The 22,766-nt window shown below is 59.2% G+C and carries 20 protein-coding genes and 1 tRNA gene; 9 read left to right on the top strand and 12 right to left on the bottom strand.

Going from position 1 to position 22,766, the window contains the following annotated elements; all coding sequences use genetic code 11:
* Positions 1-3 precede the first annotated feature (3 nt).
* From F3H58_RS14635 to F3H58_RS14600, 7 genes are all read right to left on the bottom strand, one after another.
* Positions 4-336, bottom strand: a complete 333-nt coding sequence (locus F3H58_RS14635) for a helix-turn-helix domain-containing protein (protein WP_188128924.1) — start codon at positions 334-336, stop codon at positions 4-6.
* Entirely contained in the window at positions 326-604 is a 279-nt protein-coding gene (locus F3H58_RS14630; RefSeq protein ID WP_127756943.1) for a BrnT family toxin, read from the bottom strand. The genes F3H58_RS14635 and F3H58_RS14630 overlap by 11 nt, the downstream gene beginning before the upstream one ends.
* 493 nt (positions 605-1,097) lie before the next feature.
* On the bottom strand, positions 1,098-4,916 hold the full coding sequence (locus tag F3H58_RS14625) for a vitamin B12-dependent ribonucleotide reductase (RefSeq protein WP_149742694.1): 3,819 nt from the start codon (positions 4,914-4,916) through the stop codon (positions 1,098-1,100).
* Positions 4,906-5,037, bottom strand: coding sequence for a hypothetical protein (locus F3H58_RS27555; RefSeq protein WP_256364474.1), 132 nt, complete (start codon positions 5,035-5,037; stop codon positions 4,906-4,908). The genes F3H58_RS14625 and F3H58_RS27555 overlap by 11 nt, the downstream gene beginning before the upstream one ends.
* 552 nt (positions 5,038-5,589) lie before the next feature.
* A complete protein-coding gene (gene gpt, locus F3H58_RS14610; protein WP_003523375.1) occupies positions 5,590-6,087 on the bottom strand; it encodes a xanthine phosphoribosyltransferase in 498 nt (165 codons plus the stop codon).
* A 300-nt stretch (positions 6,088-6,387) separates the two neighbouring features.
* On the bottom strand, positions 6,388-7,233 hold the full coding sequence (locus F3H58_RS14605) for a universal stress protein (protein WP_065656011.1): 846 nt from the start codon (positions 7,231-7,233) through the stop codon (positions 6,388-6,390).
* Between the two features lie 205 nt (positions 7,234-7,438).
* A complete protein-coding gene (locus F3H58_RS14600; RefSeq protein WP_149742692.1) occupies positions 7,439-8,230 on the bottom strand; it encodes a competence/damage-inducible protein A in 792 nt (263 codons plus the stop codon).
* 278 nt (positions 8,231-8,508) lie between these two features.
* Between F3H58_RS14600 and wrbA the strand changes: the two genes are divergently transcribed.
* Positions 8,509-9,108 carry an NAD(P)H:quinone oxidoreductase type IV gene (gene wrbA / locus F3H58_RS14595; protein ID WP_080857032.1) on the top strand — a complete coding sequence of 200 codons (600 nt, stop codon included), beginning with the start codon at positions 8,509-8,511 and terminating at the stop codon, positions 9,106-9,108.
* A gap of 514 nt (positions 9,109-9,622) precedes the next feature.
* Here wrbA and F3H58_RS14585 read toward each other — a convergent pair.
* Both F3H58_RS14585 and F3H58_RS14580 read right to left on the bottom strand, forming a co-directional pair.
* Positions 9,623-9,868: a DUF982 domain-containing protein gene (locus F3H58_RS14585; protein ID WP_149742691.1), complete on the bottom strand. Its 246-nt coding sequence runs from the start codon at positions 9,866-9,868 to the stop codon at positions 9,623-9,625.
* Positions 9,869-9,962: 94 nt separating this feature from the next.
* Entirely contained in the window at positions 9,963-10,268 is a 306-nt protein-coding gene (locus F3H58_RS14580) for a hypothetical protein (RefSeq protein WP_149742690.1), read from the bottom strand.
* A gap of 708 nt (positions 10,269-10,976) precedes the next feature.
* Between F3H58_RS14580 and F3H58_RS14570 the strand changes: the two genes are divergently transcribed.
* Positions 10,977-11,129 (top strand): DUF3309 family protein, encoded by a 153-nt coding sequence (locus tag F3H58_RS14570; protein WP_003495626.1) that lies wholly within the window; start codon positions 10,977-10,979, stop codon positions 11,127-11,129.
* Between the two features lie 106 nt (positions 11,130-11,235).
* On the opposite strand, the gene F3H58_RS14565 is transcribed toward F3H58_RS14570, so the two are convergent.
* Positions 11,236-11,309, bottom strand: a tRNA-Cys gene (locus F3H58_RS14565).
* Positions 11,310-11,612: 303 nt separating this feature from the next.
* On the opposite strand from F3H58_RS14565, the gene F3H58_RS14560 reads away from it, so the two are divergent.
* The 6 genes from F3H58_RS14560 to exoR all read left to right on the top strand — a co-directional run bounded on the left by F3H58_RS14560 (position 11,613) and on the right by exoR (position 19,847).
* On the top strand, positions 11,613-12,284 hold the full coding sequence (locus F3H58_RS14560; RefSeq protein WP_077982143.1) for a protein-L-isoaspartate O-methyltransferase family protein: 672 nt from the start codon (positions 11,613-11,615) through the stop codon (positions 12,282-12,284).
* A 389-nt stretch (positions 12,285-12,673) separates the two neighbouring features.
* Positions 12,674-13,681: a cell division protein PopZ gene (gene popZ / locus F3H58_RS14555; RefSeq protein WP_149742689.1), complete on the top strand. Its 1,008-nt coding sequence runs from the start codon at positions 12,674-12,676 to the stop codon at positions 13,679-13,681.
* Positions 13,682-13,900: 219 nt separating this feature from the next.
* Positions 13,901-16,744: a valine--tRNA ligase gene (locus F3H58_RS14550; RefSeq protein ID WP_142845137.1), complete on the top strand. Its 2,844-nt coding sequence runs from the start codon at positions 13,901-13,903 to the stop codon at positions 16,742-16,744.
* Between the two features lie 460 nt (positions 16,745-17,204).
* On the top strand, positions 17,205-18,488 hold the full coding sequence (locus F3H58_RS14545) for an outer membrane protein transport protein (RefSeq protein ID WP_149742688.1): 1,284 nt from the start codon (positions 17,205-17,207) through the stop codon (positions 18,486-18,488).
* Between the two features lie 268 nt (positions 18,489-18,756).
* A complete protein-coding gene (locus F3H58_RS14540; protein WP_286169550.1) occupies positions 18,757-19,059 on the top strand; it encodes a hypothetical protein in 303 nt (100 codons plus the stop codon).
* The gene (gene exoR, locus F3H58_RS14535) at positions 19,053-19,847 is read left to right on the top strand and encodes an exopolysaccharide production regulator ExoR (protein ID WP_003509731.1); all 795 of its coding nucleotides are present in this window, start codon (positions 19,053-19,055) and stop codon (positions 19,845-19,847) included. Before F3H58_RS14540 ends, exoR begins: the two co-directional genes overlap by 7 nt.
* A 42-nt stretch (positions 19,848-19,889) precedes the next feature.
* Here the strand turns inward: exoR and xth are convergent, their stop codons facing one another.
* Positions 19,890-20,687, bottom strand: a complete 798-nt coding sequence (xth, locus tag F3H58_RS14530) for an exodeoxyribonuclease III (protein WP_149742687.1) — start codon at positions 20,685-20,687, stop codon at positions 19,890-19,892.
* Positions 20,688-20,992: 305 nt separating this feature from the next.
* Positions 20,993-21,325, bottom strand: coding sequence for an iron-sulfur cluster insertion protein ErpA (gene erpA / locus F3H58_RS14520; RefSeq protein WP_003509729.1), 333 nt, complete (start codon positions 21,323-21,325; stop codon positions 20,993-20,995).
* A 215-nt stretch (positions 21,326-21,540) separates the two neighbouring features.
* Between erpA and F3H58_RS14515 the strand changes: the two genes are divergently transcribed.
* On the top strand, positions 21,541-22,758 hold the full coding sequence (locus tag F3H58_RS14515; protein ID WP_059760463.1) for a deoxyguanosinetriphosphate triphosphohydrolase: 1,218 nt from the start codon (positions 21,541-21,543) through the stop codon (positions 22,756-22,758).
* Positions 22,759-22,766 lie beyond the last annotated feature (8 nt).

Raw genomic sequence — 22,766 nt, 5'->3', positions numbered from 1 at the left:
GGGTCAGGCCGCGCCTTTACGAAGCGCGGCGGCCGTGCCCTCCGGGTCGACGGCGATGACCTTGAGATAAGCGCGGGCCGGCTGGTCCGGCTCGCTACGTCCCTGTTCCCAATCACGCAGGGTGCCAAGCGGAATATGATAACGGGCGGAAAACTCTTCCTGCGTCAGCTTCAGAGCCCGGCGAATGATCTTGATGCGCGGCATTCTGGGAGCTGCGGCGAGCTGTTCGGCGGAAAGCGGTAGATTATCACGGTCGGCCAGCGCATTGGCCTCTGCTTCCTCGTCGGTCATGGCGTGAAGACGGACCCAGTCGGTTTGATCGGTTTTACCAGCCATTGTCGTCATATTCCTTGCGCTCTGCGCGTGTCGCCTTTCGTGCGGAGATGATGCGGATCACTTCGCTTCGTTCGGTATAGATCACAGTCAGAACCAATCCGCTGCCCAAACCCACTATACGCCGTCGGACTTCACCGTAATTCGCTGAACGATCCTCGATATCCACGGCAAATGGATCGTCAAAAACGTTGCGGGCGGTTTCAAAACTGACGCCATGTTTGGCGAGATTGGCTGACGCCTTATGCGCATTCCATTCGAAATATAACATTCTGAACTACGGGTTTCCAGTAGTTGTAATAAATAAAACATCAAAACAAATAAGGGCTCTTTCATATTTGAAAGAGCCCTCGGGATTCATCATTTCTTTTTGTTGGGTGCTTGAGTTAAGGCTGAGGCCGCTACTTTCTTTACAGCAGCGGGTGTCTTGGGATTGCTGAGCAGCTTTCCTGCCGTAGATGCAACCGACTTAGACGTACGTTCATTGGAGGCCATCTAGAAAACTCCTTGTTGATGGCTACCGAAGCTACCTCGACTTCAATTCTCTTATGCTCCATAATTACTGCGCCAACAGAGGAGGCACTTGAGTCTCTTCGCCCCGCGTGAGCTTCGGCTTTTTCGCGGTATACAAGCCGGGACCTTGTGTCCCGGCTTTTGTATTTGCGAAACTTAAAATCGCAAATCCGATTCTCGTTTTGTTCCATTTAGAAATCCAGCCCGACGAAAATGTCGGGCCGGAAATTTACTAGTTATCCACAGCTATATTAGCTGCAACCGCTCGTCGCACCACAAGTATCGCACTTCTCGCAAGTGCCGTTCCGCACCATCGTGAAGTTCTGGCATTCCGAGCACATGTTGCCGGTATACCCTTGAGCAATCGAGCGCATGCGGCGTTCGTTTTCCACCTTCTTGGCTTCCGTCTTGGCCGATGCAGCGTCGGCGGCGGCCTTGTCGGAGAAGAGGGCGGTTGCCGTCTGCTGGGCTTCCTGGACGACCTCGTCGATCACCTCTTCGGCGATTTCTTCGGCCAGTTCCTTGGCGCGCTCTTCATAGTCCCGCTTGAAGGAGACGATTTCGGAGGTTGCGATGGCGACTGTCGGTTCCAGCTTGCGGGCGGCGGAGCCGGCGAAAGCCGTTACGTTGGCCGAGGCGCGGGCAGGGGCTGCCGTTGCCGAACCCTTGGGCTCGGAAGCGGTGCGTTCGCCATCATTACGGGACACGATGGTCGGCTTGTAACCGCGGGTCCAGCCGGTGGAAACGAGGTTGGTCTTGCCCTCCTGGATACCCTTGCCGAGTGCCGTGTTGGAGAAATCCGACGTATCGACATGGGCGAGATCGTGGCGGCCGAGATAGGAGACGGCGAGTTCGCGGAACACGTAGTCGAGGATCGACGTGGCGTTCTTGATCGCGTCGTTGCCCTGCACCATGCCGGCCGGTTCGAACTTGGTGAAGGTGAAGGCCTCCACATATTCTTCCAGCGGCACGCCATATTGCAGGCCAAGCGAGATGGCGATGGCGAAGTTGTTCATCATCGCGCGGAAGGCGGCGCCTTCCTTGTGCATGTCGATGAAGATTTCGCCGATGCGGCCATCACCGAATTCACCGGTGCGCAGATAGACCTTGTGACCGCCGACGGTTGCCTTCTGGGTGTAACCCTGACGGCGGTTCGGCAGCTTTTCACGCTCGCGCGAGACACGTTCGATGACGCGCTCAACGATCTTTTCGGTGATCGTCACGGCCTGCTGGGCGAGCGGCTGCTGGATCAGTTCTTCAACGAAGTCTTCGTCGTCCTCATCTTCCACCAGCGAGGCGTTGAGCGGCTGGGAAAGCTTGGAGCCATCGCGGTAAAGGGCGTTTGCCTTCAGCGCCAGCTTCCAGGAGAGCATGTAGGCTGCGCCGCAATCCTCAACCGTCGCATCGTTCGGCATGTTGATCGTCTTGGAGATCGCGCCCGAGATGAAGGGCTGAGCCGCCGCCATCATGCGGATATGCGATTCGACGGAGAGATAACGCTTGCCGATCTTGCCGCAGGGGTTGGCGCAATCGAAGACCGCCAGGTGCTCGTTCTTCAGGAACGGTGCGCCTTCCAGCGTCATCGCACCGCAGACGTGCACGTTTGCCGCTTCGATGTCCTTCTTGCCGAAGCCGAGGTGCTCGAGCAGGTTGAAGCTCATGTCGGAGAGCTGCTCGTCGGAGACCTTCAGGGTTTCCTTGAGGAAGTCGGCGCCGAGCGTCCACTGGTTGAAGACGAACTTGATGTCGAAGGCGCTCTTCAGCGCGCCATTGACGGCCTCGATCTTCTCATCGGTGAAGCCCTTGGCCTTCAGCGTCGAGGGGTTGATGCCGGGAGCCTGGTTGAGATTGCCATGGCCGACAGCATAGGCCTCGATCTCGGCGATCTGGCTTTCGGAATAGCCGAGCGACCGCAGCGCATCCGGAACGGCGCGGTTGATGATCTTGAAGTAGCCGCCGCCGGCGAGCTTCTTGAACTTCACCAGCGCGAAGTCGGGCTCGATACCGGTCGTGTCGCAATCCATCACGAGGCCGATCGTGCCGGTCGGCGCGATAACCGTCGTCTGGGCGTTGCGGTAGCCGTGCTGTTCGCCGAGCGTCAACGCCTTGTCCCAGGCGGCGACGGCATGGGCGATCAGGTCCTGATCCGGGCAATCACCATGGATGAGCGCGACCGGGTTGACCGACAGGCCTTCATAACCTTCCGACTGGCCAAGGGCGGCGCGGCGGTGGTTGCGGATGACGCGCAGCATGTTTTCGCGGTTCGGCGCAAAGCCCGGGAAGGGGCCAAGCTCGCCGGCCATTTCGGCGGAAGTAGCATAGGACACACCGGTCATGATGGCAGTCAGCGCACCGGCAATGGCGCGGCCTTCGGCGCTGTCATAGGGAATGCCCGAGGACATCAGGAGACCGCCGATATTGGCATAGCCGAGGCCGAGCGTGCGGTATTCGTAGGAAAGTTCGGCAATCTGGCGCGAGGGGAACTGCGCCATCATGACCGAGACTTCGAGCACGACGGTCCACAGACGAACGGCGTGTTCGTAATCGGCGATATCGATCCGCTTCGTCGCCTGATCCTTGAACTGCAAAAGGTTCAGCGAGGCGAGGTTGCAGGCCGTGTCGTCGAGGAACATGTATTCCGAGCACGGATTGGAGGCGCGGATCGGGCCGGCGGCCGGCGAGGTGTGCCAGTCGTTCATCGTCGTGTTGAAGTGCAGACCCGGATCGGCAGACGCCCAGGCGGCGTGGGAAATCTTTTCCCAGAGGTCGCGGGCCTTCAGCGTCTTCATGACCTTGCCGTCCTTGCGGGCGGTGAGGTTCCAGTCGCCGTCATTTTCGACCGCGCGCAGGAAGTCGTCCTTCAGCGAGACGGAGTTGTTGGAGTTCTGGCCCGATACCGTGAGGTAGGCTTCCGAATCCCAATCCGTGTCATAGGTCTTGAACTGGATGTCCTTGTAACCCTGCTCGGCGAACTGGATGACGCGCTTGACGTAGTTTTCCGGCACCATGTCCTTTTTGGCAGCGCGGATTTCGCGCTTCAGGGCAGGGTTCTTGGCCGGGTCGAAGCAATCGCCATTGTCAGCTTCGCAGTTGACGCAGGCCTTCATGATCGCCTTCAGGTGCTTGGCGACGATCTTGGAGCCGGTCACGAGAGCGGCAACCTTCTGCTCCTCGTTCACCTTCCAGTCGATATAGGCTTCGATATCCGGATGGTCGGCATCGACAACGACCATCTTCGCCGCACGGCGGGTGGTGCCGCCGGACTTGATGGCGCCGGCTGCGCGGTCGCCGATCTTGAGGAAGCTCATCAGGCCGGAGGAGCGGCCGCCGCCGGAAAGCTTTTCGCCTTCGCCGCGCAGATAGGAGAAGTTGGAGCCGGTGCCGGAACCGTATTTGAACAGGCGCGCTTCACGCACCCACAGGTCCATGATGCCGCCTTCATTGACGAGGTCGTCCTCAACGGACTGGATGAAGCAGGCATGCGGCTGCGGATGTTCGTAAGCGGACTTGGACTTGGTCAGCTTGCCGGTGAAGGGATCGACATAGAAGTGGCCCTGGCCGGGGCCATCGATGCCATAGGCCCAATGGAGGCCGGTGTTGAACCATTGCGGGGAGTTGGGGGCAACACGCTGGGTGGCGAGCATATAGGCAAGCTCATCCTTGAAGGCGGACGCATCTTCTTCGGACGAGAAATATTTGCCCTTCCAGCCCCAATATGCCCAGGTGCCGGCCAGACGATCGAAAACCTGGCGCGCATCGGTCTCGGAGCCGTAGCGCTCGGCTTCCGGAACGTCCTTCAGCGCCTTTTCGTCGGCAACGGAGCGCCACAGGAAGGAAGGAACGTCGTTTTCCTCAACCTTCTTCAGGAACTTCGGCACGCCGGCCTTGCGGAAATATTTCTGCGCCAGAACGTCGGTGGCAACCTGGCTGAACTGCGCGGGAACGTCGATATCCGCCAGACGGAACACGATCGATCCATCCGGGTTCTTGATTTCACTGACGGCCTTGCGGAAGTCGATCTCCGCGTAAGGCGATTGGCCGGGCTTCGTGAAGCGGCGTTCAATGCGCATGGTTTCTGTCCTCGTCCATTGGGCGCCCGGTGAAGGGCGCAAAAATCCGGTCCAGCCGTGCGATGCCTTCGCGCAGCCGGTTGTTGCCGATCTGAAAGGGATGTTCATCCTTGGATGTCATCCCTGTATCTCGTGGCTTATTCGGCTGCAAGCATGTCATGGAATACTAAATATAGTATCAACAGCTTCCTGCCGCCAGTCCCCGCGTCATGTTTTTGGCGGTTCCGAAAGGCGCGCAAAAGCCTGCGGCGAACCGCCCCCTCATGGCCGGGACGCCGCTTTGGACATGCGCGCTGAAGATGGAGAGGAACCGGCCTCGTTACTTTCCGGTCCGTTGCCGCCGCAACATAATTGTCACTTTCCTCTCGCGGCACAGATTCGTCAAGCCATAGATTGAAACCCATTTTTAACCACAAGATATTGTGTGGAGTGCCTGTGGAAAACGGGGATAGGAAAAGCTCATAGAAAAATCAGTGACTTGGCGGGAAAGTTTGAAGCTTGCGCGAGGCTGGTTTCCGCAAGGGAAAGGCAAAACCCCGCATTTCCGGGGTGCGGCATAAAGGCGACACTGCGGTTTTTCCGTGTTTTTTAGCTGTCGTCAGACAGGCGTTTCCCGACAAAAAACCGCCCCGATGGGGCGGTTTCAAAGCGTCATTTTCCCCTGCGGGGCTGGTCAGCCGCGCGATCCCTTGGCAATCGGCTCCTGATAGGTGAAGCCCATGTCCCAGGGGAAATAAATCCAGGTGTCCTGGCTGACTTCGGTGACGAAGGTGTCGATGGTCGGCACGCCCTTCGGCTTGGCGTAAACACAGGCGAAATGCGCCTTGGGCAGCATTTCGCGCACTTCGAGCGCCGTCTTGCCGGTATCGGTCAGGTCGTCCAGCACCAGCACGCCTTCGCCGCCATCCGCCGAAAGTTCCGGGGCGACACCCTTCAGCAGAACCGTTTCGCCCTGATTGACGTAATCATGGCGGGTGGCGATGCAGACCGTGTCGATCAGGCGGATATTCAGTTCGCGGGAAATGATCGCCGCCGGCACGAGGCCGCCGCGGGTGATACAGACGATCGCGCGGAACTCCCGCTCAAGGCCGGCAAGACGCCAGGCAAGCGCACGGGCATCGCGGTGGAACTGGTCCCAGGAGACGGGAAAGGCTTTATCGGGAAGGGACATGTCGTCTACCATCTGGTCAAAATTGTCGATGGCTTTGGCTAATAGCCGCAAGACCGGCAAAAAGGCAAGCTTTCCGCTTAAAGGACAGAGCTGGAGATTGCCGTTTGTTTCTTCTCCCCGCCGGGGAGAAGGTGGCCCGAAGGGTCGGATGAGGGGGCAACGCTGCCGTAACTCACTGCCCTTGCCCCCTCATCCCGCTGCCGCGGACTTCTCCCCGGCGGGGAGAAGAAACAAGGGGCAGACGCTCATTTTAACCGAAATGGCGGGGCGTGCGGCGCGCTGTTTACGCCGCATCCATTTTTAACGCGACAGCAGCGTCAGCGCCGTCATGGAATCGAGCAGGGTGCGGGTGACACCGCCAAAGAGCAGTTCCCACCAGCGGGAATGGCCGTAAGCGCCCATCACAAGAAGGTCGATGCTGTTATCGGACAGCCGGTTTTCGATGGCCGCCTGCGGCGAGACACCGGCGATCTTTTCCTGCGAGGTTACGGTGACGTTGACGCCGTGGCGGGCGAGCGTGGCGGCCAGTTCCGCACCGGCGAGGCCGGAAGACTGCGTTTCGCTCTCCGCCTGATCCACGGAAAATATCTCGACGCTATCGGCGGCCTTGAGGAAGGGCAGGGCGTCGAAGGTGGCGCGGGTCGCCTCGCGCGAGCCGTTCCAGGCGATCAGGACGCGCTTGATCGGTTTCGCAACGGTCAGCACATGCGGCACGAGGAGAACGGGGCGGCCGCTTTCATAGAGGAAACCGTCAATATCAGAGCGGCTGTCGGAAAGTGCGGAGGAGCTGCTCTGGCGAGCGACGATGAGATCGGCGCAACGGGCGCTGTCGATGGCCGATGCGGAGGCGTAACCCACCGATGTGACGAAGCTGCGCCATTCATGCGAGATGCCGTTGGCGGCCAGCGTACGCTCGAAGATGGTTCCGACGTCGGTGGTTTCCTTATGCGCCACATCCTGCAGCGCCTGCACGGTGGCGGGGTCGGGAATTTCCATCGGCGCGACGAGGGGAACGGCGGCCAGCGTTTCCATATGCAGGCCGATCACATGCGAGGAAAACTGATCGGCAAGGCTTACCACGAATTCGCCGAGCTTCTGCGTGTTCGAAACATTGTCGACCACTGCCAATATCGTCTTGTAACCCATTTCTCTCTCCTCGGTGACATGTCGTTTTCAGATCGTTCTGACTTTTCTTCGAATCGCCAGATCGATCCAAGTCTCTGTTTTATGCATTGTCCGGACAGAAAAGCTGTTCCGCTTTTCCTGGAAATGCTCAGGGGGAGAGTGGCCGCCTTTACAGGCCGCCACCTTGATTTTGGTCAAAGCTTCCCGGTCTCAAGCCTTTTCTGTCTTAGGCGGTCGCATCGCCCTTGCTGGCTGCCAGTCTTTTTTCATGGCCGATAGTATCGATCATGGCGGCAACCGCGTCTGCTGCCGCCTTCAGGACGCCGGCGTCGCGGGCGCGCACGACGATCTCCGTCGAAAAGCGCTGCCCGTCATATTTGGGATAGGAGCCGATGCTGGTTTCGGGATGGGCTTTCTGGATGGCCGTCAGCGGCGTGCCGATATCGCCTTCGCCATAGGGCGACCGCACCGCCTGCGACATGACCTTCGCGCCGGTGCGCAGCGTCGGCATGACATTGTCCAGCATGGCCTGAAACACCTGCGGCACGCCGGCCATGACGTAAACATTGCCGATGATGAAGCCGGGGGCGACGGAAACGGGATTGGCGATGTGGGCGGCTCCTCTCGGCATGCGCGCCATGCGCTTGCGCGCCTCGGTGAACTCCATCTCGCGGACGCGATACATGTCACCCAGCAGGCGCAGCGCCTCGGCATCGAGCTCGCAGGGCAGGCCGAACGCCGCAGAGACCGCATCCGCGGTGATGTCGTCATGGGTCGGGCCGATGCCGCCTGAGGTGAAGACATAATCATAGCGGCCGCGCAGCGCGTTCAGCGCTTCCACGATCGCTTCCTCCTCGTCGGCGACGATGCGCACTTCCTTCAGGTCGATGCCGGACATGGTGAGGACATCCGCGAGGTGGCCGATATTCTTGTCCTTGGTGCGGCCCGAAAGCAGTTCGTCGCCAATGGCAAGCATGGCGGCGGTCACGACGGATTGGGCGGAGGAGGGATTGGACATGGTTGCACTCGTCTTCTGTTTCACCCGACGTTAACGCCGCACCAGCGCGAATGCAAAGCGGTTTTGAAGAAACGCAAAAGGGGGATTGGCTGACGATGGCTCCGGGCGTTCACTCATCGTGAACAGTGCGTATGCCAATCCCCGGCTGGCGGCGGACCGATCCGTCCGCTACCTTTTTGTCATACGCTTTTTACAGGTCAACGCCGATTATCATCGAGTTTTTAAAGAAGCTTGTCGCCGGTACGCCGGAAACAGTTCCAGCAAAGGAAACGAAGAGAATGACGAAGGTTCTGGTACTTTATTACTCCTCTTACGGCCATATCGAGAAAATGGCCTATGCCGTCGCCGAGGGCGTGAAGTCCACCGGCGCGGAAGCCGTGGTGAAGCGCGTTCCCGAACTCGTTCCGGAAGAAGTTGCAAAGTCTTCCCATTTCAAGCTGGATCAGCCGGCTCCGGTGGCGACGGTGGACGAGCTGGCGGATTACGACGCCATCATCGTCGGCGCCGGCACGCGTTTCGGCACGGTCGCCTCGCAGATGCGCAATTTCTGGGACCAGACCGGCGGCCTGTGGTTCAGCGGCAAGCTGGTCGGCAAGGTCGGTTCAGCCTTCACCTCTTCCGCCACCCAGCATGGCGGCCAGGAATCGACCATCCTCGGTTTCATCCCCACCTTCCTGCACCATGGCATGGCGGTCGTTGGTCTGCCCTATGCTTTCCAGGGCCAGATGGGCGTCGATGAAATCAAGGGCGGCTCGCCCTATGGCGCCTCCACCATCACCGATGGCGACGGCTCGCGCCAGCCTTCCGAAATCGAACTGGAAGCCGCCCGTTTCCAGGGCGCGCATGTGGCGAAACTCGCCGCCAAGCTTTCCGCCTGATTGGATGATCTGTTGAAAAAAAATGCGGCCCACAAGGCCGCATTTTTTTAAACCGGAACGTCACGTCGCCGGTCGTGTCGAAGAAGAATTTTTGCCGTGGCTCAGATCGGTAGGTTGACCATGAAAAGGCAGCTTGCGACCACGAAGCCGAGCATCGAGATTTCGAGAAAACCGTTCAATCCGTCACGCATTCCGATCCTCCTCCTGTTGGGTGAAAAGAGAACGATCAGAGTTTATCGCGGTTCCATAACGAAAGAATGAAATTCCGGAAATTCTAATGTCTACTCGCCCCGTCTTCCGGCGAAGAGGATTTTGGCGCTTCAGCCGGTGACGACGAAGGCCACCACGAGGTGGCCGAGAAGGCCGATCGCCAGGCAGGAGAGGAGAAAAATGAACAGGGCTTTTTTCATGTTTCCGGAAGATTCCATCTGTTGCGATCCATCCCACGTCTTATCCTGAAAAGCTGACGCCGCAGGCGGCATTTCTTAGCCGACGGCCGGCAGGTGTTCCGCCGTCAGGCCTTGATATCGAGGCCGGCTTCGATTGCGGCTGCGATGAACGCCTTGCGCGCATCCTCGGGCTTTTTCCTGCCGGCATCGACGGCGGCGCAGATCAGCAGCGCCTTGTCCAGCGCATCGCCCTCTTCGATCGGCCAATCCTCGATCAGCGCCCAGGAGGCAGCCTGCGTGGTGTCAATGCTCGTATAGTCGCCCGGCGTTTCGAACGCGATCAGGACGGGTTTTTGCCAGCGCGTATTCATCGCCTATCCGTATTGGTTGTTGCGCCCGGCTCTAAACCAAGCGGTCAGGATGCGCAATCCCGTTCCCGGCCCGTTTCGCGCCGTTGCGGTGCGGTCAGTCGTCGCGCCCGAACAACCATTCGCGGATGATGCGGCGGTCGATGAGTTCCAGCGAGCGGTCCGGCGCGATGCGGTAGGTTTCCACCGCCCTCGTGCTGGCGTCGATGCGGAATTCATGGGTGAAGGTACTGCCGATCGGCGATTTCGTCAGCTTGGTGCGCGGCTGGCCCCTGTAGATAATGCTGCCGGGAATGGGTTCGACAAAGGGCGCGGGGCCGACATAGGCGACCGGGCCGGCCGTGGTGCATCCGGCAAGCGCCAATGTAAGCGCGATAGCGGCCGATGATACGAGCGTTTTCATCCTGTCCTCCGAAGTGCGTCCGTGAAAACGATGTCGAGGCGCGGCGGTTCCCGGCGGGCAGGGGGCCGGAGACGATTTCCCCGACTATTTGCTCTTCGGATTCTGAATGTCGCGCGCGACCCAGCGAAAGAAAAAGTAGACGAGGAGGCCGAAGATGAAAAGCGGGATGAGGTTCGCAAAACCGGACATATGATTCTCGTTTCTCCCTCCCGGTCCGGGGTCTAGCCGGAGTGAAACCGGCAAGGCAAGGGGAACGAGAACACAGCCGGTAAAATATCCGTGTACCTGCAAAGGAGAATTCGAGGAGCGTGGGGAGGGGCGGGAGAGATCTGGCGCACTGCCAGTGATGCCAGATCTCTCCGTCTCCCGCCAGTTTCAGGGTACGGGGGACGGACGCCAATATGACGGACAACTGCCGATAGACATAGGCCGAGAAATTACCTCGAATAAATCGCTGCTTTGGTCGATCCCGGTGAAGGCCGGCTCACCACAGGCCTTCAGGGGCTTTTTGCGGCGATATAATTAGCCAGAGAATTACTTCCCGAGACGGAGCAGCCAAGGCCGCATTCCCGAACTTCCAATGTAACCCGTTGAAACGGAAGAGGATACCTGTCCACCATTATGCTGCCGGCTATACAGGAAAGGGAACTTTTTGCGCGCTTCATCATTCAAGCAGGCAGGACACATGCCAATAGTGGAGGGTTACACATGCTCGGCACCATCCTTGTCATCCTGCTCATTCTTTTCCTGATCGGCGCACTGCCAAGCTGGGGGTACCATAATTATGGTTATGGCCCGTCAGGCGGTCTCGGACTGGTTCTGGTGATCGTCCTGATCCTGGTTCTGCTTGGGCGGATCTGATCATACGAAAAGGGGCAGCGTCGCTCGCATGATGACAGGCGAGTTGAACTCAAGCGCCTGTGTGGCACTGCTCAGTTCATATCGAAGTTGGGTGTGATGTAAGATTTGGAGGCCTCGCCCGGAATTGAACCGGGGTACAAGGATTTGCAGTCCTCTGCGTCACCACTCCGCCACGAGGCCTCAACCGCTCTCGTCTTGAGCGATGGCGGGCATTTAGAACGAATCCATTTAGGGTGCAAGGCCCTAATTTCGAATGCGCTTGTTTTTTAGTTTCGGCGCACGAAGACAGAACGTTACGATGAAGAGCCTGCTTCATGGGTGTGATATCCTGTCGCTTTTTCCCACACATCCGGCTTAGCGCGCTTGAAAGCGTGCGCTTGGGCAATTATGAGATTATCCAAAGGCGAGGGGGAGCCCCTGCCGTTTTGAGCTTTTGGAGCCGAGGCTTCCCGACCGGCATCCGTGAAATTGAGGCGATACGATATGATGGATTTCGAAACCGCACGCGCCAATATGGTCGACAGCCAGTTGCGCACGACCGACGTGACGTCGCATTCCGTGCTGAAGGCGTTTTTGAGCGTGCCGCGCGAGGCATTCGTGCCGGCGGGCGTGCGGCAGATTGCCTATGTGGACGAGGACCTGCAGATCTGTCCCGCCCGCGATGGCCGTCCGGCCCGTTATGTCATGAAGACCTCGCCGCTGGCAAAGCTGCTGCAGCTTTCGGCCGTGTCGAAGGAGGACGTGGTGCTGGAAGTCGGCGGCGGCGCGGGTTATGCGGCTGCCATCCTTTCGCAGCTTGCCGGTTCGGTGGTTTCGCTTGAAAGCGATGAGGCGCTGGCCGCACAGGCGACCGAGACGCTCGCCTCGCTCGGATATGACAATGTCGCCGTCGTGACAGGCGATCTCGAAAAGGGCTATGCGGGCGAAGCGCCCTATGACCTCATTTTCATCAACGGCTCGGTGGAAGAAGTGCCGGCGGCACTGATCGACCAGCTGCGCGACGGCGGACGTCTGGTCGTGGTCGTCGGATATGGTGGCGCCGCAAAGGCCACCGTCTATCGCCGCGATGGCAACAGCACATCGGCAGCCGCTTTCTTCAATGCTTCAATCAAGCCGCTGCCGGGTTTTGCCAAGGCGGCCGAATTCGTTTTCTGATCGGCAAAGGATCATCTTCTCTTTTGACGCCGGGGTGACGTTTCCGCCCCGGCGTTTTTATGTTCGGTTTGCCGGCGGGCGCTTCCTTCCGGGCCGCTCTCACAAAGCTGTGCATCATCACGAAACTTGTCGAATCAGTGATTTAGTTCCTCGCTATGCTGACCTAAACTAAGGGTGATTCGGGGTGTGCGTATTTCTGCCCCGCATGATCCTGCGACAGGGACGGCGAAATGCTCAAGCGCTTGGCCGGCCATGTTTCAGAGCATCGGTGTGACGATCGATTTCGGTTGTCGAAAACGCGATGTGAAAATTGAACAGGTCAAGGAGCGCTCATCCGGTGTCCGAGGGATGCGGCAAGGGCGTTCGAAGAGTGGAAACCGGGGATTGATATGGCTCAGCCAAGCGTAGCGCGTGAACCGTCCATGGAAGAGATTCTGGCGTCTATCCGCCGGATCATCGAAAGCAACGAGACCGGACCTGCCGGTGCGTTTTCCGGGCAGTTGCCGCCGGTCTATGACGATGAAGACGAGGCTGCGAGCGAAGCAGCCTTCGTGGCGGAGCCCATCAGCCCGCCGGCGCGCGTTCCCCCCGCCGCAAACCAGGCTTTTGGCGCACGGCCTGCGCAGGATTTTTCGCCGATTTCTGAAGGCCCCCTGGCTGAACGGCAGGAAAGCTCCGCCGAGAAGACCATGTCCCTTGCCGATGTTGCCGCCCGTGTGCGTGCCGCCGCAGACCGTAACGCCGCCATGGGGCCGCCGGCTTTCGCCGCGCAGGCCCAGCGTGGCGCGGCCGAGACCGCGCCGCAGGCTGCTGCGCCGGCTCTATCGCAGCCTTTGTCCGCGCCGTCTTCCGAACGCGCCGCCGCGCAGCGCCCGACAGATGTTCGGCCGCTGATGGCGGCTGCGGCCGCCGCGAGCGTGAGCGAGCAGCCGGCATCCAGCGTGAACGAGCAGCCGGTATCTTTTGCCGCTGAGGATCGTGCCGCCGCTGCCGCCATCGAAAGCGCGTCTTTGGCCGAAAACCGCTTCGATCAGCTTTCGCTGCGCGGCGCACTCGAAACGCCGCTTACAGCGGAGCGTTTCGACATAGCGGTGCTGGAACCTGCCGTTGAGAAACAGGCATTCGATCTGGCCGAGCCACAGGCAAAAGACGAGGCGGGTGTTGAGGGCGGTCTTTCGCTCAATCTTCTTTCCGCCGCTGCCGGTGCGCAGATCGCCCGTTCGTTCAGCGAGCTTGCAGAGGTTTTCGACGGTGTCGAGCGTCGCTCTATCGAGGATATGGCCGCCGAAATGCTGCGCCCGATGCTGCAGGACTGGCTGGAAGACAATCTGCCGACGCTCGTGGAGCGTCTGGTGCGCGAGGAAATCGAGCGCGTGGCGCGCGGTTCGCGCCGCTAAGTTCCGCTCCGGCCGCATGTGCGATTGCGGCGGATGCGACGAAACAGGGGCCGCTCCGGCATCGGGGCGGCTTTTTTGTTGAAGATGAAGGTGTTATGGGGTCATAGTCACCCGTGGGTCCGCTCAATGGTTGGCTCGCGGGCGGGTTTCTGTTGACTCTCTCCCGTCCATCCTTATTTAAAAAAATCCACACAAGAACTCTAAAATTCAGGTCAGGAAATGCTCGAAAAGACCTACGATTCCGCATCCGTCGAACCGAAGATCGCTAAAGCCTGGGACGAGGCTAACGCTTTTCGTGCCGGCGCCAACGCCAAGCCGGGCGCGGAAACCTTCACCATCGTCATCCCGCCGCCGAATGTGACCGGCTCCCTGCATATGGGCCACGCGCTCAACAACACCCTGCAGGATATTCTGGTCCGCTTTGAGCGCATGCGCGGCAAGGACGTGCTGTGGCAGCCGGGCATGGACCATGCAGGCATCGCCACGCAGATGGTCGTCGAGCGCAAGCTGATGGAACAGCAGCTTCCGGGCCGCCGCGATATGGGCCGTGAGGCTTTCGTGGAAAAGGTCTGGGAGTGGAAGGCCGAATCCGGTGGTCTCATTTTCAACCAGCTGAAACGCCTTGGTGCCTCCTGTGACTGGTCGCGTGAGCGCTTCACCATGGATGAGGGGCTGTCGCAGGCGGTTCTCGAAGTTTTCGTCACGCTCTACAAGCAGGGCCTGATCTACAAGGACAAGCGCCTCGTCAACTGGGACCCGAAGCTGCAGACGGCGATTTCCGACATGGAAGTCGAACAGATCGAGGTGAAGGGCAACCTTTGGCACTTCCGTTATCCGCTGGAAAAGGGTGTCACCTATCAATATCCGGTCGCTTTCGACGAGGAGGGCAAGCCCACCGAGTTCGAAACGCGCGATTATATCGTCGTCGCCACGACGCGGCCCGAAACCATGCTCGGCGATACCGGCGTTGCGGTGAACCCGAAGGATGAACGGTACAAGGGCATTATCGGCAAGCATGTCATCCTGCCGATCGTCGGCCGCAAGATTCCGATCGTCGCCGATGACTATGCCGACCCGACGGCCGGCACGGGTGCTGTGAAGATCACGCCTGCGCATGACTTCAACGATTTCGAAGTCGGCAAGCGCTGCGGCCTGCGCGCCATCAACATCATGAATATCGACGGCACGATCTCCATCAAGGAGAACGAGGATTTCCTCGAGGGTCTCAGCCATCCCGCGGCGCTGCATGGCGCATGGGATCGTCTGGAAGGGCAGGACCGCTTTACCGCCCGCAAGATCATCGTCGAAATCTTCGAGGAAGCCGGCCTGCTCGACAAGATCGAGCCGCACAAGCATGTCGTGCCGCATGGCGACCGTGGCGGTGTGCCGATTGAGCCGCGCCTGACCGACCAGTGGTGGGTGGACAACAAGACGCTGGCCCAGCCGGCGATTGCCTCGGTTCGCGAAGGCCGCACCAATTTCGTGCCGAAGAACTGGGAAAACACCTACTTCCAGTGGATGGAGAACATCCAGCCCTGGTGTATCTCGCGGCAATTGTGGTGGGGACACCAGATTCCCGCATGGTATGGCCCGGACGGACAGGTCTTCGTTGAAAAGACCGAAGAAGAGGCGCTTCAGGCGGCCATCCAGCACTACATCGCCCATGAAGGTCCGTGGAAGGCCTGGGTCGAGGAGAAGCTTGAGAACTTCAAGCCGGGCGAAATCCTGACCCGCGACGAAGACGTGCTCGACACCTGGTTCTCGTCGGCGCTTTGGCCGTTCTCCACGCTCGGCTGGCCCGAGCAGACACCGGAACTGGCGCGCTATTATCCGACCAACGTGCTGGTGACCGGTTTCGACATCATCCCGTTCTGGGTGGTGCGGATGATGCAGATGGGCCTGCATTTCATGAAGGACGATGCCGGCAATCCCGTCGAGCCTTTCAGCACGGTCTATATCCACGCGCTGGTTCGCGACAAGAACGGCCAGAAGATGTCGAAGTCCAAGGGCAACGTCATCGATCCGCTGGAACTGATCGATGAATATGGTGCGGATGCGCTGCGTTTCACGCTCGCCATCATGGCGGCGCAGGGGCGCGACGTGAAGCTCGATCCGGCGCGTATCGCCGGTTATCGCAACTTCGGCACGAAGCTCTGGAATGCGACGCGTTTTGCCGAGATGAACGGCGTGAAGCGCGATCCGCATTTCCTGGCCGAAACCGCGTCGCTGACCATCAACCGCTGGATCCTGACCGAGCTTGCCAATACGGCGCGCGACGTGACGGCGGCGCTCGAGAACTTCCGTTTCAACGACGCCTCCGGCATTCTCTACCGTTTCGTCTGGAACCAGTTCTGCGACTGGTATCTGGAACTGCTGAAGCCCGTCTTCAGCGGCGAAGACGAAAAGGCCAAGCGGGAATCGCAGGCCTGCGCGGCGTATGTTCTGGACGAGATCTACAAGCTCCTGCATCCCTTTATGCCCTTCATGACGGAAGAGCTGTGGGCGCATACGGCGGGCGAGGGCGAGGAGCGGGATAATCTGCTTTGCCTGACCGACTGGCCGGTGCCGGAATTCCGCGACGATGCCGCGGCTGCCGAAATCAACTGGCTGATCGATCTCGTCTCCGGCATTCGCTCCGCGCGCGCCGAGATGAATGTGCCGCCGGGCGCCACCGCTTCGCTGGTGGTTGTCGGCGCCAATACCTCCACCGAAGCGCGGCTTGACCGCCACGCCGCCGCCATCCGGCGCCTGGCGCGGGCGGATGAAATCCGCGCCGCCGATGTCGCGCCGAAGGGCTCCGCGCAGATCATCGTCGGTGAGGCCACGGTCTGCCTGCCGCTCGGCAAGCTCATCGATCTGGCCGCCGAGGAAGCCCGTCTCGAAAAGGCGATCGGCAAGGTGGATGCGGAAATGGAACGCATCGACAAGAAGCTGTCGAACGAGAAGTTCGTCGCCAATGCCGATCCGGAAGTGGTCGCCGCCGAGCGCGAGCGCAAGGCGGAGCTGGAAGTGCAGCTTGCAAGCCTGAGAACGGCGCTCACGCGGGTCAGCGAAGCGGGGTAATAGCTGCCTCCGGCTCTCTTCTGAAAACAAAACGCCCCGTTCGAAACGGGGCGTTTTTGTTTCTATGTAACAATTCGTCTCGACTGATTGCTGCACTGCAACGGCGAATCATGGGCACCCGAAAGAGCGAATATTTCACGCCATGCCCGGCCAAAAACCTCTGAAACAGCCAAAAAATCCAACAAAAACGGCCTGATAAGCGCGTTTCCTCGGGAAACCCGTGAGTGTGGTTATTTGGCGACAATTCCTGCCTCAAGTGGGAATTTGTTTCATTTTATGTCTGATTGCTTCAATGGGATTAGAAAAATAACCTAAAATGATTATGCAAGGGGATCGACATGAAATTCTTACGTAAAAAATGGAGAAGTGTCGCAGAACTGTGCCAGAGCGCGGCAGATTGTCATTTGCTGCGAAGCGCTTCACTCTTTTGATGATCACATTGCCTTGATTGGGGAGAGAGATGGCAAAAACTGCAATTTTTCGCGGCGCGGTATGTTTCGCAGTCAGCATCGCGGCGGTAACGCCCTCACTGGCGAGTGGCCTTGAGCGCGGCGGCTATAATATCGATCTGCTGTTCGATCCGTCCGACTACGTTCTCGACAGTTCCGCCACTTTCGTCGCGCCGCAGCGCAAGGTGGAGAATGCGCGCGACAATCCGCTGAAGAGCGGGGGTCCGCTGCCCGGTTCCTGGTCGACCACCGCCGACGATTCTGAAAACTACTGGTCGACGCGCGTTGGCGCCAAGGCGGCCATCGGGGATTTCGGCGACTGCATGTTCGACTATTCGCAGCCCTGGGGCGCGGATTTGAACCCCGGCATCTGGCAGGGGTCGAGCTACAATATCGAAACCAAGGTCAAGTCGCATAACTACGCCACCACGTGCCGCGTGAAGTTCGATCTCGGCAAGGGCGATTTCTCGATCATCGGCGGCGGCTTCTATCAGGAAGTCAGCGGTTATAAATACCGTCAGGTGGTTTCCCCGGCGCTGCTCGGTCCGGCTTATCCTTCCCTTTATTCCGGTGTCGGCAAGCTCGATATGGAAGGCGACGGCTGGGGATGGCGCGCAGGTATCGCCTACGAGATACCGGAAATCGCTTTCCGCACGAGCCTCGTTTATAACAGCGCGGTCGATCACGATCTCAACGGTACGGTCGACCTTAGAAGCCTTCCGGCAGCCGGCAGCCCGGCTCTCATCGCTTACGGCGGCAAGGTTACCCCGGTTTATGGCTCGGTTTCCATGCCTGATAGCCTGGAACTCAAGGTGCAGTCGGGTATTGCGCCGAATTGGCTCGCTTTCGGTTCGGTCAAGTGGACGGACTGGAGCCAGATCCAGGTCGTGCCTTTCTGCCAGGTCGGTGTTCCGTCCTGTATTGCTGGCGTCACCTCGCTTACCACGCTCGATCTTTATTATCGTGACGGCTGGACGGTTACCGGCGGTATCGGCCACAAGTTCAACGACCAGTGGAGCGGCGCCGTCAGCCTGACCTGGGATCGCGGCACATCGACGGTTATCGGCACGCAGACCGATACCTGGATGGTCGGCACCCAGCTCGTTTATTCGCCCACGCCGAACGTCGAGTTTAAGATCGCCGGCGCTGTCGGCCTGCTGACCTCGGGCGAATCCTCGATCAGCGGTGGCCGCTGCAGCAACGTCGGCACCGCGACCTGCGGCGACGAGGCTGGCTATAGCTTCGGCAGCGATGTCGTGGCGGCGATCTCGACCGGTGTGAAGGTCAAGTTCTGACACCATCCTTCCGTAGATGCTAAAATAAAGGTCCGGTTTACCAACCGGGCCTTTTTTCATGCGCGACTATGATTCCTGCTCGATAAAATTTTCTAGCCCAAAAGTTTTGTGACGATTTGGCAACACTTTTCTGCAAGCGTGTGGTCGCGTTGGAATGTGAGCATATCTGTCCATTTCCCGCCACAAACAGGGTGCTTGGCTTATGTTTAAAGGCGCGGGAATGAAAGAACATGCAGGCGTTTGATGTGGGCCTGCGGAGTTGCAGAAAGTGAAAACGGGTTTGGATTCAGCGTTTAAGCAAGTAATACGGGAATTTCGCCCGGCTTTCTTGTCTGGCGCTGACCGGCGGATGGCGAAATGCCGTTATATTGCCGGAAATTATGCCTATATCTGTCTCACTGGAAAATTAGGGCAATTGCCGCAAAAGACCACCGGTGGTGCGCTGGAAAGTGCTGCCGGAAAGACGCAGTGTGTTCGAAAAATCGCGACCCGGCGGGGTTCGGCTTTGCAGTATTCCGCAAGTATTGGCTATATGCCGGGAAGAGTTGAGAGAAGTTCGCTGAAATGCTGAAATGTGAAGCCAACGTTTTAAAGCCGCTCCTCATGGGCATGTTGCTTGCGTCGCTCGCAATGCCTGCTGCGGCTTTTGACATCAATGCGGGCGTGACCAAGGAATCCGGCCCCTTCGACCTGTTCAAGTTCGGCTTCAAGGCCTACAAGAACGGCAACAAGGGCGAAGCCGTAGAGGCCTATCGCTACGCGGCTGAAAAGGGCCATACCGGCTCGCGCTGGGCGCTTGCCAATATGTATGCCTATGGCGATGGCGTCGCCAAGAACGACTTCGAAGCTTTCAAGATCTACAGCGAAATCGCCAATCAGGGCGTGGAGCCGGGTTCGGAAGATACCGGCTTTTTCGTCAATGCGCTGCTTTCCCTTGCCGATTATTACCGTCACGGCATTCCCGGCAGCCCGGTGAAGATGGACCTGTCGCAGGCCCGCCAGCTTTATTTCCAGGTTGCTTCCACCTTTGGCGTCGCTGAGGCGCAGTTCCGTCTGGCGGAGATGATTCTCGCCGGCGAGGGCGGCCGCGCCGATGTGCAGCAGGCCAAGAAGTGGCTCAACCAGGCCCGCAAGCACGGCCATGCCGGCGCCATGTCGATTTTCGGCAACCTGATCTTCCAGGAAGGCCAGACGACGCAGGGGCTGGCCTTCATGACGGCGGCGCTCGACAAGTGCACGGCAGCGGACTGCACCTGGATACAGAACCTGCAGGAGCAGGCTTTTTCTCTCGCCGGTGAGAACGATCGCCGCGCCGCCATCGCCATGGCGCAGAACATGCAGTTCAACGATCCGGATTGAGGGTGCTGATCGGGGTGGTTTTATCCACCCGCCAGGAGTGGCTCAGCCGACCGGATTGAAATCGAAATAACCGCAGACCGGCACATGGTCGGACGGTTTTTCCCAGGCTCGCACATGTTTTTCGATGCTGACGGATTGCAGCCTGTCGGCCGCTTCCGCTGACAGCAGCAGATGATCGATGCGGATGCCATTGTTTTTCGGCCATGCCCCGGCCTGATAATCCCAGAAGGAATAAAGTCCTCCTTCATCCGTCGTCGCACGCGCGGCATCGGTGAAACCCAGATTCTCCAGCTTGCGGAAGGCGGCACGGGTCTTCGGCAGGAATAATGCGTCGCCTTCCCACACGCGTGGGTCGTGGCAATCGAAGGGCTCGGGAATGACGTTATAGTCGCCCGCGAGGATCAGCGGCTCCTCGAGAGCAAGGCGATCTTCGGCAAAATGCCGCAGCCGTTCCATCCAGGCAAGCTTATAGGGATATTTCACCGGATCGTCCGGCGGATTGCCGTTCGGCAGGTAAAGCGAGCAGACGCGGATCGCGCCGCCATCGACGGAAAACACGCCTTCGATGAAACGCGCCTGTTCATCGGCATCATCGCCGGGCAGGCCGCGATTGACTTCATCGGGCTTGACTTTCGACAGCAGGGCGACGCCGTTGAAGCCCTTCTGGCCATGGGTCTCGACGTGATAGCCGAGCGCCTCCAGCTCCAGCCGGGGAAAACCCTCGTCGACGGATTTGATTTCCTGAAGGCAGACGATATCGGGCGACGAATCCTTCAGCCACTGGCAGAGGTTTTCGATACGCGCCTTGACGCCATTGATGTTCCAGGTGGCAATCTTCATCGGAGTTTCCCTTTTGCGGGGGTACTTTTACCCGATGCAAAAGCGATTGCCACCGTTTTTGGAAATTGGTGGTGAGGATGTGGTGGAAAGACGCCGGCGGGCGGGGTCGCTGCGTTTCTCCTCCCTCATTCCTGTGCTTGTCACAGGAATCTAGCCAGACCAAGTCTTTGGGCTGAAAGGACTCTTCCCGCCGCGCAGACGCGCGTCGACTGGATTCCTGTGACAAGCACAGGAATGAGGAGAGAGATGCGAGTTACTTCAAAGTTTGGTGGTTGGCGTGCGGATTGCGCGCCGGTATTTCCCACTCAAATAGAAAAGCTCGTGCCACAGCCACAGCTTGCCACGGCATTCGGGTTCTTGATCTGGAACGACTGCCCAAGCAGATTATCGACAAAGTCGATTTCGGAGCCGGCCATATAGACGACCGAGAGGCTGTCGATCAGCACCTTGGCGTCGCCGCGGGCAATCACGATGTCGTCATCGGCTTTGTCTTCGGCCAGATCGAACTTGTAGGAGAAGCCCGAGCAGCCGCCGCCTTCCACCGAGACGCGCAGCGCCTGTTTGCCGGCATCGGCGGCGACGATCTGGGCGATTCGCTTTGCCGCAGCTTCAGAAAGGGTAATGTCGCTGTTTTCCATGTCGTTCCTCCTGCCGGGGTCAAGAACCGGAGAGCAATAATCTCGTTGTCACCATTATAAACCGGTCAAATTAACGGTCTATAGCCTGTGTGAAGGCGGTCTGCGCGGCGATGATGCTTTGCGCTGACCTCTGCGATAGGTATGAAGGGTGAATGAAAAGGTCAATGGCCGAGACCAAAAGGAAGTCCCGGCTGGAGAAGACAACAGGTGGATGCATGATCATAGACCAGCGCGCATTGGGTTTCGGAAGCGGCGAGAGGGCGGTTTTCGCCTCGGATCCATGGACCACGCGCGGGCGTCTTTTTCCCGAAACCGGAAGCCTGACGCGCTCGGAGTTCCAGCGCGACCGCGACCGCATCGTCCACACGACAGCCTTTCGCCGCCTGAAGCACAAGACGCAGGTGTTCATCAGCCCTGACGGCGACCACTATCGTACGCGTCTCACCCACACCATCGAGGTGGCGCAGATCGCCCGGGCGCTCGCCCGCGCGCTGAAGCTGGACGAGGATCTCGCCGAAGGCGTGGCGCTGGTGCATGATTTCGGCCACACACCTTTCGGCCATACCGGCGAGGACGCGCTGGATGCGGTGCTGCTACCCTATGGCGGCTTTGATCATAACGCCCAGTCGCTGCGCATCGTCACCAAGCTGGAGCGCCGTTACGCCGAATATGACGGCATCAACCTGACCTGGGAAACGCTCGAAGGGCTGGTCAAGCACAATGGCCCGCTGGTGAATGCGAAGGGCGAGGGGATCAAGGGACCGGTTCCGCTGCCCATTCTCGAATATTGCGAGCTGCAGGATCTGGAAATCGGCAGCTATGCCAGCCTCGAGGCGCAGGTGGCGGCGATTGCCGATGATATCGCCTACAATACCCACGACATCGATGACGGGTTGCGCGCCGGATATCTAACCTTCGAGATGCTGGAGGAAGTGCCGTTCCTCGGCGGCCTGATGGCCGAGGTGCGGGCAAAATATCCCGTGCTCGACAAGGAGCGTTTCGCCAATGAGATCATGCGCCGGCAGATCACCCATATGGTGGAAGATGTGATTGGCGTTGCGCAGCAGAATCTCGCCCGTCTGAAGCCGAAGAGTGCGGCGGATATCCGCGCTGCCGATTTCACCGTCGCGACCTTCTCGCCGGAAATGGCCGAGACCGACCGGCAGATCAAGAAACTGCTGTTCGGCCATATCTACCGGCATCCGGAAATCATGCGCATCCGCGCCGGCGCCACACAGATCGTCACCGATCTTTTCCACCGTTATATGGAAACGCCGGCGGAAATGCAGAGCCACTACTGGGTGGACAGCATTTCCGGCATGAGCGTGGCCGCAAAAGCCCGGCATGTGGGCGACTATCTGGCCGGCATGACCGACAGTTATGCACTGCGCGCCCACCAGCGGCTGTTTGACCACACCCCCGATTTGCGATAGGGCAGCGG

Source organism: Rhizobium sp. NFACC06-2 (genome assembly GCF_900101425.1).
Taxonomy (GTDB): Bacteria; Pseudomonadota; Alphaproteobacteria; order Rhizobiales; family Rhizobiaceae; genus Agrobacterium; species Agrobacterium leguminum.
The sequence above is the reverse complement of the archived record's forward strand: the minus strand, read 5'-3'. Positions and strand labels throughout refer to the sequence as shown.

Coding starts and splice junctions, on each gene's coding strand:
- F3H58_RS14545 (WP_149742688.1), top strand. CDS start 17,205: ATGGCAAAAACTGCAATTTTTCGCGGCGCGGTATGTTTCGCAGTCAGC.
- erpA (WP_003509729.1), bottom strand. CDS start 21,325: ATGGAAAACAGCGACATTACCCTTTCTGAAGCTGCGGCAAAGCGAATC.
- F3H58_RS14585 (WP_149742691.1), bottom strand. CDS start 9,868: ATGAATACGCGCTGGCAAAAACCCGTCCTGATCGCGTTCGAAACGCCG.
- F3H58_RS14630 (WP_127756943.1), bottom strand. CDS start 604: ATGTTATATTTCGAATGGAATGCGCATAAGGCGTCAGCCAATCTCGCC.
- F3H58_RS14560 (WP_077982143.1), top strand. CDS start 11,613: ATGATGGATTTCGAAACCGCACGCGCCAATATGGTCGACAGCCAGTTG.
- F3H58_RS14625 (WP_149742694.1), bottom strand. CDS start 4,916: ATGCGCATTGAACGCCGCTTCACGAAGCCCGGCCAATCGCCTTACGCG.
- F3H58_RS27555 (WP_256364474.1), bottom strand. CDS start 5,037: ATGACATCCAAGGATGAACATCCCTTTCAGATCGGCAACAACCGGCTG.
- xth (WP_149742687.1), bottom strand. CDS start 20,687: ATGAAGATTGCCACCTGGAACATCAATGGCGTCAAGGCGCGTATCGAA.
- F3H58_RS14515 (WP_059760463.1), top strand. CDS start 21,541: ATGATCATAGACCAGCGCGCATTGGGTTTCGGAAGCGGCGAGAGGGCG.
- F3H58_RS14605 (WP_065656011.1), bottom strand. CDS start 7,233: ATGGGTTACAAGACGATATTGGCAGTGGTCGACAATGTTTCGAACACG.
- F3H58_RS14580 (WP_149742690.1), bottom strand. CDS start 10,268: ATGAAAACGCTCGTATCATCGGCCGCTATCGCGCTTACATTGGCGCTT.
- gpt (WP_003523375.1), bottom strand. CDS start 6,087: ATGTCCCTTCCCGATAAAGCCTTTCCCGTCTCCTGGGACCAGTTCCAC.
- popZ (WP_149742689.1), top strand. CDS start 12,674: ATGGCTCAGCCAAGCGTAGCGCGTGAACCGTCCATGGAAGAGATTCTG.
- F3H58_RS14635 (WP_188128924.1), bottom strand. CDS start 336: ATGGCTGGTAAAACCGATCAAACCGACTGGGTCCGTCTTCACGCCATG.
- F3H58_RS14570 (WP_003495626.1), top strand. CDS start 10,977: ATGCTCGGCACCATCCTTGTCATCCTGCTCATTCTTTTCCTGATCGGC.
- wrbA (WP_080857032.1), top strand. CDS start 8,509: ATGACGAAGGTTCTGGTACTTTATTACTCCTCTTACGGCCATATCGAG.
- F3H58_RS14550 (WP_142845137.1), top strand. CDS start 13,901: ATGCTCGAAAAGACCTACGATTCCGCATCCGTCGAACCGAAGATCGCT.
- F3H58_RS14600 (WP_149742692.1), bottom strand. CDS start 8,230: ATGTCCAATCCCTCCTCCGCCCAATCCGTCGTGACCGCCGCCATGCTT.
- exoR (WP_003509731.1), top strand. CDS start 19,053: ATGCTGAAATGTGAAGCCAACGTTTTAAAGCCGCTCCTCATGGGCATG.